Origin of the sequence: Kitasatospora sp. NPDC056800, from assembly GCF_042789775.1 — a bacterium.
Classification (GTDB): domain Bacteria; phylum Actinomycetota; class Actinomycetes; order Streptomycetales; family Streptomycetaceae; genus Kitasatospora.
In genome coordinates, this window is the sequence record NZ_JBHUAL010000011.1 from 8,755 (window position 1) to 22,904 (window position 14,150).

At 76.9% G+C, this 14,150-nt stretch carries 12 protein-coding genes; 8 read left to right on the plus strand and 4 right to left on the minus strand.

Features of this window, described 5'->3' with window-relative positions:
• Nucleotides 1-157: 157 nt before the first annotated feature.
• Nucleotides 158-1,465, minus strand: coding sequence for a carbohydrate-binding protein (locus ACFRQN_RS04405; RefSeq protein WP_380738129.1), 1,308 nt, complete (start codon nt 1,463-1,465; stop codon nt 158-160).
• 196 nt (nt 1,466-1,661) lie between these two features.
• The gene (locus ACFRQN_RS04410) at nt 1,662-2,567 is read right to left on the minus strand and encodes a LysR family transcriptional regulator (RefSeq protein ID WP_380738131.1); all 906 of its coding nucleotides are present in this window, start codon (nt 2,565-2,567) and stop codon (nt 1,662-1,664) included.
• A 103-nt stretch (nt 2,568-2,670) separates the two neighbouring features.
• On the opposite strand from ACFRQN_RS04410, the gene ACFRQN_RS04415 reads away from it, so the two are divergent.
• The 4 genes from ACFRQN_RS04415 to ACFRQN_RS04430 all read left to right on the plus strand — a co-directional run bounded on the left by ACFRQN_RS04415 (nt 2,671) and on the right by ACFRQN_RS04430 (nt 5,981).
• Complete coding sequence (locus ACFRQN_RS04415) at nt 2,671-3,582, plus strand: DMT family transporter (protein ID WP_380738133.1); 912 nt, start codon at nt 2,671-2,673, stop codon at nt 3,580-3,582.
• 10 nt (nt 3,583-3,592) lie between these two features.
• Nucleotides 3,593-4,906: a sensor domain-containing protein gene (locus ACFRQN_RS04420; RefSeq protein ID WP_375874534.1), complete on the plus strand. Its 1,314-nt coding sequence runs from the start codon at nt 3,593-3,595 to the stop codon at nt 4,904-4,906.
• Nucleotides 4,891-5,547, plus strand: a complete 657-nt coding sequence (locus ACFRQN_RS04425; RefSeq protein WP_049660614.1) for a response regulator transcription factor — start codon at nt 4,891-4,893, stop codon at nt 5,545-5,547. Before ACFRQN_RS04420 ends, ACFRQN_RS04425 begins: the two co-directional genes overlap by 16 nt.
• 71 nt (nt 5,548-5,618) lie before the next feature.
• Complete coding sequence (locus tag ACFRQN_RS04430; protein WP_380738137.1) at nt 5,619-5,981, plus strand: hypothetical protein; 363 nt, start codon at nt 5,619-5,621, stop codon at nt 5,979-5,981.
• Here the strand turns inward: ACFRQN_RS04430 and ACFRQN_RS04435 are convergent.
• Both ACFRQN_RS04435 and ACFRQN_RS04440 read right to left on the minus strand, forming a co-directional pair.
• Nucleotides 5,953-7,101 (minus strand): glycosyltransferase family 4 protein, encoded by a 1,149-nt coding sequence (locus ACFRQN_RS04435; RefSeq protein ID WP_380738139.1) that lies wholly within the window; start codon nt 7,099-7,101, stop codon nt 5,953-5,955. The genes ACFRQN_RS04430 and ACFRQN_RS04435 overlap by 29 nt on opposite strands.
• Nucleotides 7,008-8,357, minus strand: a complete 1,350-nt coding sequence (locus tag ACFRQN_RS04440; RefSeq protein ID WP_380738141.1) for a glycosyltransferase 87 family protein — start codon at nt 8,355-8,357, stop codon at nt 7,008-7,010. The genes ACFRQN_RS04435 and ACFRQN_RS04440 overlap by 94 nt, the downstream gene beginning before the upstream one ends.
• Nucleotides 8,358-8,580: 223 nt before the next feature.
• On the opposite strand from ACFRQN_RS04440, the gene ACFRQN_RS04445 reads away from it, so the two are divergent.
• The 4 genes from ACFRQN_RS04445 (at nt 8,581) to ACFRQN_RS04460 (ending at nt 13,956) form a co-directional block, all read left to right on the plus strand.
• Complete coding sequence (locus ACFRQN_RS04445) at nt 8,581-9,597, plus strand: GNAT family N-acetyltransferase (protein WP_380738143.1); 1,017 nt, start codon at nt 8,581-8,583, stop codon at nt 9,595-9,597.
• On the plus strand, nt 9,590-10,384 hold the full coding sequence (locus ACFRQN_RS04450) for an aminotransferase class IV (protein WP_380738145.1): 795 nt from the start codon (nt 9,590-9,592) through the stop codon (nt 10,382-10,384). The genes ACFRQN_RS04445 and ACFRQN_RS04450 overlap by 8 nt, the downstream gene beginning before the upstream one ends.
• 105 nt (nt 10,385-10,489) lie before the next feature.
• Nucleotides 10,490-11,389, plus strand: coding sequence for an ABC transporter ATP-binding protein (locus ACFRQN_RS04455; protein WP_079272403.1), 900 nt, complete (start codon nt 10,490-10,492; stop codon nt 11,387-11,389).
• Nucleotides 11,386-13,956 (plus strand): FtsX-like permease family protein, encoded by a 2,571-nt coding sequence (locus ACFRQN_RS04460; protein ID WP_380738147.1) that lies wholly within the window; start codon nt 11,386-11,388, stop codon nt 13,954-13,956. The genes ACFRQN_RS04455 and ACFRQN_RS04460 overlap by 4 nt, the downstream gene beginning before the upstream one ends.
• Nucleotides 13,957-14,150 lie beyond the last annotated feature (194 nt).

Below are 14,150 nucleotides of genomic sequence, written 5' to 3' on the forward strand. Positions count from 1 at the left end.
GCCCACCCCGGCGGCGATCGAGCTGGCCGAGCGGGGGGGGCGGTGCGCCGCGGAGGGGGGGGGGCCCGCGGGCGCGGGGGGCGGGGGGCCCCCCGGGCCGGGGGGGGGGGGGCGTTACACCCCCCCCCCCCCCCACCGGTGGTCGCCGGTACGACCGTCAGCAGGGCCCGTCGTCGGCCCAGACGCCCCACTGGCCACTGGCGCTCGGCACCTCGTTCAGCGTCCACCACTTGGCGTGGTAGGCGTGCCCGTTGTACGAGACCTTGGCGCCGCCGTTGTACGTGGTGCTCGCGCTCCACGCCGGGGCGGCGCAGCTGCCCGGGGTGGTCGGCGGCGTGGTCGGGGGAGTCGTCGGCGGGGTGGTGGGCGGCGTGGTGGGCGGGGTCGCCCCGGCGAACTTCACCGTGAACCTGGTGAAGTCCCAGTCGTTCTGCGCCACGCTGGAGCAGGAGCCGGACAGCCCCGGGTCGACGTTGCCCGCGCACTGGCGGTCCCGGTTGACCGACCAGTAGGTGTACCGGGCCAGGCCGTGCGCGGTGGCGAAGTCCAGCACGGTCTGGAAGTCGGACTGGTGGAAGTACTCGGCGGCGTCGGTGCGGCCGTTCATCATCGACACGCCCTCGTGGGCGTAGGCGGTGGCCTCGTTCCAGCCGAAGGTGGTCTGCAGGATCTGGTTGAACTTCACCAGCGCGTCGGTCTGCGCCGCGGCGCCGCTGAAGCCGCCGTCGAACGGCATGATCGAGTAGTTGTCGGGCGTGAAGCCCTGTGATTTGGCCTCGTTGAGCATCTGGGTGCCGAACCAGCCGGTGCCCGCGTTGGTGCCGGCGGTGGTGATCGAGACGTACAGGCCGGGGTTGTTCTGCTGGAGGATCCGCGCCGCGCCGATCTCGTTGTGGATGGCCGCGGTGTTCTCGTACTCCGGCTCCTCCAGGTCGAAGTCGATCGCCTTGAGGCCGTACTTGGTGATCACCTTCTGGTACCCGGCGGCGGTCGCCTCGGGGGTGCCGCAGACCTGGCCCAGCTTGGTGCCGCCGTACCCGCCGACCGACACCGAGACGTCCCCGCCCTTGCCGCGGACGGTCTGGATGACGCTCGGCATGGTGGTGTCGGTGTCGATCGGGGAGGTGCCGCCCCAGGCGGGCGAACAGCTGCTGCCCTGGGCCAGGATGAACGCAAGCTGGAAGGCCTTCTGGCCGGTGGCGTCCATGACGGCGGCGGCGTCCGGCGGGCTGTTGTCCTCGGGCATCAGGTACGGCGCCGAGGCGTACCAGTTGCTGCCGAGCCCTCCGGCGGCCCCGGCGGCCCCGGTGCCGGTGGTGCCGGTGGTGTCCGCGGCGGCGGAGCCGGTGCCGGCCTGGGCGGCGACGCCGCCGGCGACCAGGCCGAGCGCGGCGGCCACGGCGAGTACGGCGCGGCGCCTGAAGGGGGGACGTGCGGTGTGCTGTGGGGGAAGAGCGCGCTCCATCGGAAGCCTTTCCAGGACACGGCAGTGGGGGAGGCGGGCCTGCTCACGCCGGGTGCGGGGGTGGCGTGGCGGCCGAACGGGCCATCGGCGGCGGGTGGTTGCCGAAGGTCCTCACTGGTATAGACCTGTCAGGGAAGGGCGGTCAACCCCAAAGAGGTCAAGGCGCACCGGTCGGCCGACGGGCCCTGGAGCCGGCTCACCGGGACGGAACGCCGGCCGCCGCCCCGGCCGCCACTCCCGGCGCCATCCCCGCCAGCAGCGAGCCGACCGCCGGGGACCACGGGCGGCCGGTCGGCCCGGTCAGCGACAGCGTCCGGTGGACGGCGGGCCGGATCGGGACCAGCACGCAGTCGGCCGGGAGCATGGTCAGCGCCAGCGCGGGCATCACCGAGACCCCGACGCCCGCGTGCACCATGCCGATCAGGCTGTTCAGGTCGCGGATCCGGTGCCGGGGCGTGAAGCGGGTGCCGGCCCGCCGGTAGGCCTCGCGGATGTGGCGCTCGCAGCCGCCCTCCGAGAGCAGGAAGTCGTCGTCCTCCAACTCGGCCACGTGGACGGTCGGTTGACCGGCGAGCGGGTGGTCGCGGCGGAGCAGCGCGTGCATCGAGTCGGCGCCGAGCGAGACCGCCCCGGGTGGCAGCGGCCCGGCGTCCACCAGGACGGCGGCGTCCACCGTGCCCGCCTCCAGCCAGGCCGCCAGCTCGTCGTCCTCGCCCTCGAAGACCCGGACGGTCACCTGCGGGTAGGCCGCCCGCCAGTCCTTGAGCAGCCCGGGCAGCAGCGCCTGGCAGACGGTGGTCGGCGCCGCCAGCCGTACGGTGCCGGTCGGGCCGCCGGAGTGCCGGGTGGCGATCGCGCGGACGGCGGCGGCCGAGGCGACGGCGGTCCGGGCGTGCGGCAGGACCTGCTCGCCCAGCGGGGTGGGCCGGCACGGGCTGCCGCGCCACAGCACGGGCGCACCGAGGCTGCGCTCCAGCGCGGCGACGGCGTGCGAGACCGCGGACTGGCTGATGCCGAGCTCGTCGGCGGCCGCGCTGAAGCCGCCGGTGTCGGCGACCGCGACCAGTGCCCTGAGCTGGGCCAGGTTGACGTCCGGGGTCATGAGACTTCCTCATCACGAGTGCACTGCCACTTGTTGGACTCATGCTGCGCCGCCGGGTCACGCTCTGTCCAGAAGACGCGACGGGAGGACGGAGGTGGTCGGGGTGAGGCGCTGGTTGCCGGGCTTCGTGGCACTGTCGGCGATCTGGGGCGCGAGCTTCGCCCTGATCAAGGTGGCGGTCGAGGCGGGCGTGCCGCCGCTGTGGCTGGCGCTGTGGCGCTGCCTGCTCGGCGCCACCACGCTGTGGGCGGTGCTGCTGCTGCGCGGCGAGCGGGCCCCGCGCGACCGGGCGCTGTGGGGGCACTCGGCGGTGGTCGCGGTGCTGCTCAACAGCGTGCCGTTCACCCTCTTCTCCTTCGGGGAGACCAGGGTCAGCTCGGTGCTCGCCGGGGTGATGAACGCGACCACCCCGCTGTTCACCCTGCTGTTCGCGGTGCTGACCGTCCCCGAGGAGCGCCGCCCGGGCGGCCGCCGGCTGGCCGGTCTCGGACTCGGCTTCGTCGGCGTGCTCACCGTGCTCGGGGTCTGGCGCGGCCTGGGCGCCGGTGCGACCGCCGGTGCGCTGGCCTGCCTGGCCGCCGCCTGCTGCTACGGCGCGGGCTTCGCCTACCTGCGCCGCTTCCTGTCCGGCCGCCCGGAGTCGGTGACCACCCTCTCCACGCTCCAGATCACGTGCGCCACCGTCGAGTTGGCCCTGGTGGCGCCGTTCGCCGCGGGCCTTCCGCGCTGGCCGGGCGCCGCCGCGGCCGGCGCGCTGCTGGTGCTCGGCGCGCTCGGTACGGGCGTGGCGTACCTGCTCAACCTGGCGCTGGTCCGCGGCGCCGGGACGACGGTGGCCTCGGCCGTGACGTACGTGACGCCGCTGTGGTCCACCGCGCTCGGCGCGGCCTTCCTCGCCGAGCCGGTCGGCTGGAACGCCCTGGCCGGCGGCGCCCTGGTGGTCGCCGCCGTCGCGCTGACCAGGCCGCGCGCGGCCCGCGCCCGGGCCCCGAAGGACCGTCAGCCGGTCGGTTAGGGTGGACCGGGTGAACGAGGGGTCGGTGACGGACGGGGAGCGGCGGCCGACGTCCGTACGCGAGGCGCTGCGGGCGCACCCGCTGCGCTTCCCGTTCACCCGCTGGGTGCCGCGCTGCTGGGCGTACCTGCTCGGCGGGGCGCTGTTCGGGCCGGTGCTGCTGGTGGTCCTCGCGGTGCTGCTGGTGGTCGGCGCGGGCCTGTCGGTGGTCGGCCTCGGACTGCCGGTGCTGCTCGCCCTGGCGCTCGCGGGCATCCCCGCCGCCGGTGTGGCCCGGTGGCGGCTGCGGCTGGTCGAGCCGGTCCCGCCGCCCGACCCGCACCGCAGCCTGCCCGGGGCCGGCCGCCGCGCCCGTGTCCGCACCCGGCTGCGCGAGCGGGCCACCTGGCGCGAACTCGCCCACGCCGGGCTCACCTCGACCGTGCTGGCCGCCGCCTCGCTGGGCTTCACCGCGCTGCTGGTGATCTCCGGCGCGTTCACGGTCTCCCCGCTGGTGGTCTGGGCGCTCGCCCCGGAGACCGTGATGCTCGTCCCCGGGCGCGCCGTCGCCGGGCCGTTCGCCGCCCTGCCGTTCACCGCCGCCGGACTGGCCGGTCTGCTGCTCTGCGCGTACGCCGGGGCGCTGCTGGTCCGGGCCGAGGTCGCGCTGGCCCGCTTCCTGCTCGGACCCCGGGAGGACGACCTCGGCCACCAGGTGCTCGAACTCACCCGCTCCCGGGCCCGGTTGGCCGACGCCTTCGAGGCCGAGCGGCGCCGGATCGAGCGCGACCTGCACGACGGCGCGCAGCAGCAGCTGGTCGCGCTCAGCATGACCCTCGGGCTCGCCGAGTACGAGCTGCGCGACCGGGACGGCCGGGCGGCGGAGCTCGTCACCCGGGCGCGCGGCGAGGCCCGGCAGGCGCTGGAGCAGCTGCGCGGGCTGGTGCGCGGCATCCACCCGCAGGTGCTCACCGACCACGGGCTCGCCGCCGCCGTCGACGAGGTCGCGCAGCGCCACCCGATCCCGGTGGCCACCGACATCGAGCTCCCGGAGCGGCTGCCCGCCCCGGTGGAGACCACCGCCTACTTCACCGTCACCGAGGCGCTCACCAACGCCGCCAAGCACAGCGGCGCCACCGCGATCACCGTCCACGGGCGGCTCGCGGGCGGCCGGCTGGTCGTCCAGGTGACCGACGACGGCCGGGGCGGGGCGGACCCGGCCGCCGGGGCCGGGCTGGCGGGACTCGCCGACCGGGTGGCACTGCTGAGAGGACGGTTGATGGTGACGAGCCCGACGGGCGGCCCGACGACGCTGCGGCTGGAGGTCCCGTGCTCCGGGTCGTGATCGCCGAGGACGCGGTGCTGCTGCGCGCCGGACTGGTCGAACTCCTCACCCTCGGCGGCCACCGGGTGACCGCCGCCGTCGGCGACGCGGAGGCGCTGGCCGCGGCCGTCGACGCCGAGCGGCCGGACATCGTGGTCACCGACGTCCGGATGCCCCCCGACCACACCGACGAGGGCCTGCGCGCCGCCCTCGCCCTGCGCGAGCGCCACCCGGGCCTGCCCGTCCTGGTCCTCTCCCAGTACGTGGCCACCCCGTACGCGACCCGGCTGCTCGCCGCCGCCGGCGCCCAACCGGCCGGTCTGGGCTACCTGTTGAAGGACCGGGTCGGCGACGTCGCGGACTTCCTGGACGCGCTGCGGCGGGTCGCCGACGGGGAGACGCTGATCGACCCCGAGGTGGTTCGGGTGCTGCTGCGCGGCCGGTCCGCCGACCGCCCGCTGGCCCGGCTCACCCCGCGCGAGCGCGAGGTGCTCGCGCTGATGGCCGAGGGCCTCAACAACCAGGCCGTGGCAGGCCGGTTGAGCATCACCGAGGCCTCGGTGGTGAAGCACTGCGGGAACATCTTCATGAAGCTGGACCTGGACCCGACGGAGGGCAACCGGCGGGTCCTCGCGGTGCTGGCCCACCTGCGCGGTGAGTGAACGGGCGGGCTCCGTACGGCTTTTGAGTGACGCCCTTGTCAGGGCGGCCGCGGTGCCGGAACGATGGCGGCATGGCGAGGACACGGGAACCGCAGAGCGCGATCGTCAACCGGATGCTCAAGGGCGAGGCGACCAGGGACGACACCACGACGGCCCAGACCAACTTCCTGCTGTGGCTGCGGCAGGAGTGGGCCGGGGACGGGGACCAGGCGCTGGCGGCCTGCCAGGACATGCTGACGGCCGCCGGGGGCGAGGAGTGGCGAGCACTTCCGGAACGCGACCTGTCCGCCCACGTCTGGCTGTTCAGCTTCTCCTGCCCGAGCCGGGAGGACCTGCCGGGCCAGGCGCGGAACTGGGTGACGGCGGTCGGCGCCAACGGCGGGGCGCCCGCGATCGCCCGGCTGGTCAGGCACCTGCGGGGGCAGCCGGAGTGACCGCGGCGGCCGGATCGACCGCGGTGGCGGGATTGACCGCGGTGGCCGGGTCGGCCGGGTCCGGCAGGGGCACGGCGGGGTCGAGCAGCTCGGTGAGCCGCCGCGCCGAGGCCTCCCAGGTCCAGTGCTCCTCCGCCCAGCGCCGCCCCGCCGCCCCCATCCGGGCGCGCTCGGCGGGCGGGGCGAGCAGGATCCGGGTCAGGGCGGCGGCCACTTCGGCGGGCGCGCGGCCGTCGACGACCGCGCCGGTGACGCCGTCCAGGACGGTGTCCGGGGCGCCGCCGGAGCGGCCGACCACCACCGGGAGGCCGGCCGCGGCCGCCTCCAGGAAGACGATGCCGAGGCCCTCGGCCTCCAGGCCCAGCCGGCGGGTGCGGCACGGCATCGCGAAGACGTCCGCCCCCGCGTAGTGGACGGCCGTCGCGGCGTGGTCGAGGCCGCCGGTGAACACCACGCTGCCCGGTTCGGTGAGGCGGAGGGCGAGGCCCCGCAGCCGGTCCTCGTCCGGGCCCCGGCCGACCAGCACCAGGGTGGTCCCGGGCACGGCCCGGCGGATCGCGGGCAGCGCGCGGATCAGCACGTCCTGGCCCTTGCGCGGGACCAGCCGCGCCACGCAGAGGACCACCGGGGCGGCGGCCGCCTCCCCGACGGAGTCCTCGGAGGCCGGCCGGAAGACCGCCGGGTCGACCCCCGGCACCAGGCGCGCCAGCCGGGCGTCCGGTCCGAGCGCGGGCGCGATCCGGGCGCGGGTGTAGGCGCCGAGGTAGGTGACCACGTCCGTGCCGCGGCCGATCCGGCGCAGCAGGCCGCGGGCGCCCGGGGTGCGGGCCCACCAGATCTCGTGGCCGTGGGTGGTGGCGACGGTGCGGCGGATGCCGGGCGCCAGCCGCCGCAGGCCGGGCGTCATCGCGGCGAGCGGGGCCGCGGCGCCGAACCAGACCCGGTCGCAGCCGTGCTCCCGGGCTATCTCGGCGGCCCGGCGGGTGGCCCGCGGGGTCGGCAGCAGGGTGCGGGCGCGGTCGCGGATCACCGGGTAGGGGAGAGCGGCGTCGTGGAGCTCCGCACCCGGTTCGGCCGAGGTGTAGACCACGACGTCGTGACCGGGGACGCGGTCGGCCATGGCCTTGACGAAGGTTTCGATGCCGCCCTGGCGCGGCGGGAAGTCGTTGGTGACGACGAGGGTGGTGCCCATGGCAGGCCTTTCGGAACGGAGAGCGGAACGGAGGACGGGAGGGGGAGCGGAACGGAGGACGGGAGGGAGGGCGAGACGGCGGACGAGAGGGACAGCAGGACCAGGACGAGCGGCAGCGCGAGGTAGCCGAACCGCCCGGCGGGCGCCAGCAGGAAGGCCGCGGTCAGTCCGAGGGCCAGCCGGTGCACCGCGGCGGGCGCGGTGCGGGGCGGCCGGACGGCCAGGGACGCCCCGACGGCGAGCCCGGCGAGCAGCAGCAGTCCGACGGCGGCGCACCAGCCGGCCGGGCCGAGGTCGGCCAGCAGCCGCCCGGGCAGCGGGCTCGCGGCCGGTGTCGGCAGGCCGCCGCGCCCGGTGGGGAAGGCGAACACCTGCTCCACCAGCGGCCCCGGCGCGCGCAGCGCCACCGGCAGCACCGCCAGCGCCGCTGCCCCCACCGCGACGGCTACCCCGCGCAGCGCCGCGCGCCGTCCGGCGGTGGCCGCCAGCAGGGCCGCCACCACGGCCAGCGCCGGCCAGGCCGTCCACTTCAGCGCGCAGGCGGCGGCCAGCGCCAACCCGGCCGCCACCGGCCGCCGTTCGGCGGCGCGGACCAGGGCGAGCCAGCAGAGGCCGGTGAGCGGCAGGTCCACCCCGCTGACGCAGAGCGGCAGCGCGACCACCGGCGAGGCGGTGAGCGCGGCGGCGCCGAGCCGGCGCCCGGCGGGCATCGTCCGCAGCACGCAGACCAGGAACACCGCCGCGCACCACAGCCGGGCGTCGCCCAGCGGCGAGCCGCCCAGCGGGGTGCCGTCCAGCAGCGCCCGGGGCAGCCCCAGCAGGGCCATCCCGGGAAGGTACGGGGTGTACTCCTCGACGGTCAGCGGCTCGGCCAGGTACGGCGTGCCGGTGTGCAGCAGCAGCGACCCGGAGCGCTCGATCACCCCGACCTCGCTCTGCCCCCGCCCGTCCAGGACCAGCAGGAGCAGCGGCACCAGCACCGCCCCGAGGGCCGCGACCGCCACCGAGACCTCACGTCCGCGCCGCCGCACCAGCACCACGGCGAGCGCCGCCAGCAGGTACCCGCAGGCCGCCCAGGCCCCCCAACTCCGGTGCGGACCGAGCCCGGACACCACCGGGAACGCCCCCGCCCACCCCGCCGCGACCAGCCACCCGCCGCACCACCACCACGCCCGTTTCGTCACCGCTTCATTGCATCGCCGCAGCTCGGCGGGGTCATCACGGCCAGGTCGAGTCTCGTGGTCGGGTTTTCCCTACCCCGCCCCGACGGCCGCCGGCGGCGGGCGCCGTCCTCGGGGCCGGCCCGGCGGCGGGGCGGGGTCGGCGCCACCTCCCGCTCCCCGCACTGACATTCGGTGGCGGCCGGATTACTGATCGTCCCCGCCGCGCCGCTATCCTCGCCCTGTGGTGAGGTCGTGGGATGCGGCGGTGGAGCGGGCGCAGGACCGGCTGGCGGCGGGGCCGCGGCTTCGGGCGGCCGGGCCGGGGGACGAACGGCGGTTCGCGCTCTGGGACTTGGCGTCCCTGGTGGAGGGCGGGCTGGGCGAGCTGGTGGACCCGGACGGGCTGGCGCCGCCGGCGGAGCGCGCCTGGCGGGAGCGGCTGGGGGAGAGCGGGCGGGAGTGGCCGGGCGGTGAGCTGTACCGGCGGCGCTACTGGATCCAGGACGACGACGGCGCCGTGGTGGGCACCGTCGCCGTGGACAACTGGACCAAGGGCCCGAGCCAGCTCGCCGTCTCCTCCCTCTACGTGACCCCGGCCGCGCGCGGGCGGGGCCTGGCCGCCGCCGCGCTGGACGAGGTGTACGCGGCGGCCACCGCCGAGGGCCTGCCGGGGTTCCGGCTGGAGGCGCACTGGACCTGGCAGCCGGCGGTCCGCTACTACCTGCGCCGGGGCCTGTGGGTGGTGGGCTGGAAGCACTCGCTCTCCTTCGCCCGGATGCCCCAACTCCCCCTGCACCGGGTGCGGGAGGAGGACGGCCGGCTGCTCCTGCTGGTCGCCGACCGGCTGCGCGGCTGGGTGCCGATACTGGCCGCCGGACAGGAGGGCCGCTGGCTGCGGCTGGACGAGACGGCGGACTACCGGGGCTGCGACGGCTGGGTGCACGAGTACGCCCGCTCCACGCTGGCCCTGTACCTGGCGCTGGCGGGCCGGCCGCTGGTGCGCGGCCCGCAGTGGTGGGCGGAGGCGTGGCGCTGGTCGGACGCCGGGGAGCCGGAGGGCCTGGCGTACCGGATAGAGGAGTTCGAGCGGGTGGCCCGGGCGGCGGGCCGGCGGGTGGTGAGCCCGTACCGCTCGGTGCCGCTGCCGGAGAGCGCGTTGCCGGAGTCCGTCCCGCCGCAGTCAGTGCCCCCGCGGTCCGCGCTGCCGGGCTCCGCGCCGCGGCCCGGGTCCCCGCAGCTGGCAGACTCGGGGGATGGCTGAGATCGAGATCGACGGCGCCCCCGCCGACCCGGCGCGGCTGGCCGCGCTGGGGCTGCTCAACTACGGGCACTTCACCACCCTGCGCGCCGAGGCGGGCCGGGTGCGCGGTCTGGCCCTGCACCTGGACCGGCTGGTCCGGGACTGCCGGGCGCTGTTCGGCGCCGAGCTGGACCGGGCGGCGGTGCGGGAGCGGATCGGCGCGGTGCTGCCCGCCGACGGTGCGCCGGTGATCGTCCGGGTCACCGTGTACGACCCGGCGCTCGGCCTGGAGCGCCCCGCCGCCCCGGCCGCGCCCGCCCTGCTGGTGACCACCCGCCCGGCCGCGGCGGCCGAGCCCGCCCCGCTGCGGGTCCGCACCGCGGCGTACCGGCGGGAGCTGCCGGAGGTGAAGCACGTCGGCCTGTTCGGCCTGGTGCACCACCGTCGGCAGGCCCAACTGGCGGGCTACGACGACGTGCTGCTGGTCGGCGAGGACGGCCTGGTGGTCGAGGGCGCGACCTGGAACGTCGGCTTCCTGGCCGGGGAGCGGCTGGTCTGGCCGCAGGGCCCGAGCCTGCCCGGGGTGACGGAGGCGCTGCTGTCCGGCGCGTACCGGGGCCCGCAGTCCCGCGAGTCGCTGCCCGCCGACGGGCTGGACCGCTTCACCGCCGCCTTCGCGGTGAACGCGGGGGTCGGGGTGCGCCCGCTGGCGGCCGTGGACGGCACCGCCTTCGACCCCGCGCACCCGGCGCTCGCCGTCCTGCGCGCCGCCTACCTGGGGATTCCCGCCGAAGCGGTGGGGGGATAACCCCACCGCCGTTCCGCCGGTGGCCTGCATGGTTCGCGGAGCCCGTCGTCCCTAGGTTGGAGCACGTTGACGACGAGCGACGCAGAACCGAAGGAAGGCCCACCCATGGCACGCCGCCAAGACCGCCGCAGGACCGACGAGTTCGGGACGGATCAGTACGGCCCCGGCGGCCACGCTGCCGAGGGGTACGGCCCCGACGGATACGGCCGCGAGGGCTACGGCGCCGACGGTCACGGCGGGTACGCCCCGGCCCCGCAGGCGGCCCCCGCGATCGAGCTGCGCGGGGTGCGCCGCACCTACGGCCGAGGCGAGGCGACGGTGCACGCGCTGCGCGGGGTCGACCTGGCGCTCGCCCACGGCAGCTTCACCGCGGTGATGGGCCCGTCCGGCTCCGGCAAGTCCACCTTCCTCCAGTGCGCGGCGGGCCTGGACCGCCCGGACTCCGGGCAGGTCCGGCTCGGCGGCGAGGACATCACCGCGCTGAGCGAGAACCGGCTGACCAAGCTGCGCCGCAGCCGGATCGGCTTCGTCTTCCAGGCCTTCAACCTGCTGCCCTCGCTGACCGTCGAGCAGAACGTGCTGCTCCCGCAGCGCCTTGCCGGGGAGCGCCAGGACCGGGCCCGGGCACGGGAGCTGCTGGCCCGGGTGGGCCTGGGCGAGCACGCCAAGCGGCGGCCCGGCCAGCTCTCCGGCGGCCAGCAGCAGCGGGTGGCGATCGCCCGCGCGCTGATCACTCGCCCGGACGTGGTGTTCGCCGACGAGCCGACCGGCGCGCTGGACACCCGCACCGCGCACGAGGTGCTGGCCCTGCTGCGGCAGGCCGTGGACTCGCTCGGCGCGACGGTGGTGATGGTGACCCACGACCCGGTGGCGGCCTCCTTCGCCGACCGGGTGCTGTTCCTGGCCGGCGGCGCGATCGTCGACGACCTGCCGCACCCGAGCCCGCAGACCGTCGCGGACCGGATGGTCGCGCTGACCGCCCGCCCGGTGGGAGCGGCGGCATGACGAACGGACTCGCGCGCTCCTCGGTGCGCTTCCGGCCCGCGTCCTTCGCGGGCACCCTGGTCGCCCTGCTGCTGGGCGCCGCCGTGGTGGTGGCCTGCGGCGTGCTGCTGCAGACCGGTCTGACCGCGAGCCTCAAGCCGGCCCGGTACGCGGACACCCCGGTGGTGGTCGCGGCCGACCAGGCGGTGAAGATCCAGCGGAAGGTCGGCACGGACACCGAGACGACGGAGGAGGCCACCCCGGAGCGGGCCCGGACGGACGCCGCGCTGGCCGGCCGACTGGCCGCGTTGCCCGGGGTCGCGGCGGCCCGCCCGGACACCGCCTTCCCGCTGCCCGCCTCCGGCCGGGCGCCGGCCCTGACCGGCCGGGGCTTCGCCGCGCTCGGCATCGCCGGGCCGGGCGACACCCTGGTCGAGGGCCGCGCGCCCGGCGCGAACGAGGTGGTGCTGGACGCCGACACGGCGCGCGCCGCCCACATCGCGCCCGGCGCGAACCTCACGCTCACCGCGCCCGGCGGCACCGCGGACTACCGGGTCTCCGGTCTGGCCGCCGCCCAGCAGGCCGGCCCCACCGCCTGGTTCGCCGACGCCACCGCCGACCGCCTCTCCGGCCACCCCGGCCGGATCGACGCCATCGCCGTCCAGCCCCGCGCGGGCGTGACCACCGCCGCGCTCGCCGCCCAGGTCCGCCAGGCCGTCGGCGGCGACGCCGGTGCCAAGGCCGGAGCCGCTGCCGCTGCCGGAGCCGGTGCCGTCAAGGTCCTCACCGGGGACGACCGGGGCGCCGTCGAGCACCCCGACCTCGGCGGAGCCCGCACCCTGCTGATGGCGCTCGGCGGCAGCTTCGGCGGCTACGCCACCATGACCGCGGTCTTCGTGGTGATGAGCACCGTCGCCCTCGCCACCGGCCAGCGCGCCCGCGAGTTCGCCCTGCTCCGCGCCATCGGTGCCACCCCGCGCCAGATCCGCCGCACCATCGCCGCCGAGGCGATGCTGGTCGCGCCGCTCGCCGCGGCGCTCGGCATCCTGCCCGGAATCGCCCTCGCCCGCTGGTGGTTCGACCAGCTGGTCGAGCGCGGCGCCGTCCCCGCGGACGTCCGCCTGGACGTCGGCCCGCTGCCGATGCTCGCCGCCGTCCTCGCCTGCACCCTCGCCGCGCTGACCGCCGGGTTCCTGGCCGCCCGCCGGCCGTCCCGGATGCGGGCCGCCCAGGCGCTCGGCGAGGCCGCCGTCGAAGCGCCCCGCCCGGGCGCGGTGCGCACCGTCCTCGGACTGGTCTTCGCCGCCGGCGGCATCGCGGCCGCGGCCATCGCCACCTCCCTGGACGGCGCCAAGGCCGCCCAGACCGCGCTCGGCGTGGTGATGTGCTTCATGATGGCCGTCGCCCTGCTCGGCCCCTGGCTGGCCCGGGTCGCCGCCGCGGTGCTCGGCGCCCCGCTGCGGGCCGGCGGCGCGCCCGGCTCGCTGGCCGCCGACAACACCCGCGCCAACGCCCGCCGCCTGGCCTCCGCGATCACCCCGATCGTCCTGGTCACCGCCTTCTGCGGCACCCTGCTGATCATCCAGAGCACCGTGCGCCACACCAGCGGCGAGAACGTCCGGGCCGGCGTCACCGCCGACCACGTGGTCGGCGCCACCGGCCCCGGCCTGCCCGCCGGGACGGCCGAGCGGGCGGGCCGGGTGCCCGGCGTGGACACCGCCGTCGGCGTGCTGCGCACCGGCGTCGTCTACCGCAACGGCGACCAGCTGAGCTCCGCCCCCGTGCTCGGCGTCGACGGCGACCCGGCCAGGCTGCCGAAGGTGCTCGACCTGGGCGTGCGCAGCGGTGCGCTCGCCGACCTCGGCCGCGCGCCCGACACCGTCGCGCTGAGCTCCACCCTGGCCGAGGCGTTCGGCGCCAAGGTCGGCGACCGGGTCCCGCTCTGGCTCGGCGACGGCACCGCCGTCCGGCCCGCCGTGGTCGCGGTGTACGACCGCGGGCTCGGCGTCGGACAGGCGCTGCTGCCCCGGGCCGCGGTGGCCGCGCACGTCACCGCCGGGTACGACAGCCAGGTGCTGGTCGCCGACGCGCCGGGCGCCGACCGGGCGGCGGTGGCCGCCGGGCTGGGCGGGCTGGCCGGGGCCGCGGTGACCGACCGGGCCGGGTTCGTCGCCCAGTCCGACAAGGCGATGGAGGTCAACGGCTGGGCCAACACCGTGATGGCCGCCGTGCTCGGCGGGTTCGCCGCCGTCAGCGCCGCCAACACCCTGGTGATGACGGTGCTGGACCGGCGCCGCGAGGTCGCGCTGCTGCGGCTGGCCGGCACCACCCGGCGCCAGGTGCGCGGCATGATGCGCTGGGAGGCGCTGCTGGTGGCCTCGACCGGGCTGGCGGTCGGCGCGGTGATCGCCGCGGTCACCCTGGTGCCGGTCGCCCGGGGCGTGGCCAACTCCGCCCCGTACGTCCCGCCGATGCTGGCCCTGCCGCTGGCCGCCGGAGCCGTGCTGCTCTGCCTCGCGGCGACCGGGGTGCCGGTCCGGGCGCTGCTGCGGACCCGGCCGGCGGGGCTGGGCGCGGCGCGTCAGTAGCGGGCCCGCGGGAGGCGAGGAAGGGGGTGCTCTTGAGGACGACTCAAGGGCACCCCCTTCCTTCGGGTGAGAACGACGGCCCCGAGCGGGCGGTCATGGGGACCACATGACGGTCCGATGACCTTTTCAAGAGCTGATCGTGACGTCTCATCAGTTACGCTCGCGCCCGCCCCGCCAGACCGTCGACGCAGAGA

What these genes read in the sequence shown, in the direction of transcription:
- ACFRQN_RS04405 (WP_380738129.1), bottom strand. Translation starts at nt 1,465, where the DNA reads ATGGAGCGCGCTCTTCCCCCACAGCACACCGCACGTCCCCCCTTCAGG.
- ACFRQN_RS04410 (WP_380738131.1), bottom strand. Translation starts at nt 2,567, where the DNA reads ATGACCCCGGACGTCAACCTGGCCCAGCTCAGGGCACTGGTCGCGGTC.
- ACFRQN_RS04430 (WP_380738137.1), top strand. Translation starts at nt 5,619, where the DNA reads ATGGCGAGGACACGGGAACCGCAGAGCGCGATCGTCAACCGGATGCTC.
- ACFRQN_RS04435 (WP_380738139.1), bottom strand. Translation starts at nt 7,101, where the DNA reads ATGGCCGACCGCGTCCCCGGTCACGACGTCGTGGTCTACACCTCGGCC.
- ACFRQN_RS04450 (WP_380738145.1), top strand. Translation starts at nt 9,590, where the DNA reads ATGGCTGAGATCGAGATCGACGGCGCCCCCGCCGACCCGGCGCGGCTG.
- ACFRQN_RS04455 (WP_079272403.1), top strand. Translation starts at nt 10,490, where the DNA reads ATGGCACGCCGCCAAGACCGCCGCAGGACCGACGAGTTCGGGACGGAT.
- ACFRQN_RS04460 (WP_380738147.1), top strand. Translation starts at nt 11,386, where the DNA reads ATGACGAACGGACTCGCGCGCTCCTCGGTGCGCTTCCGGCCCGCGTCC.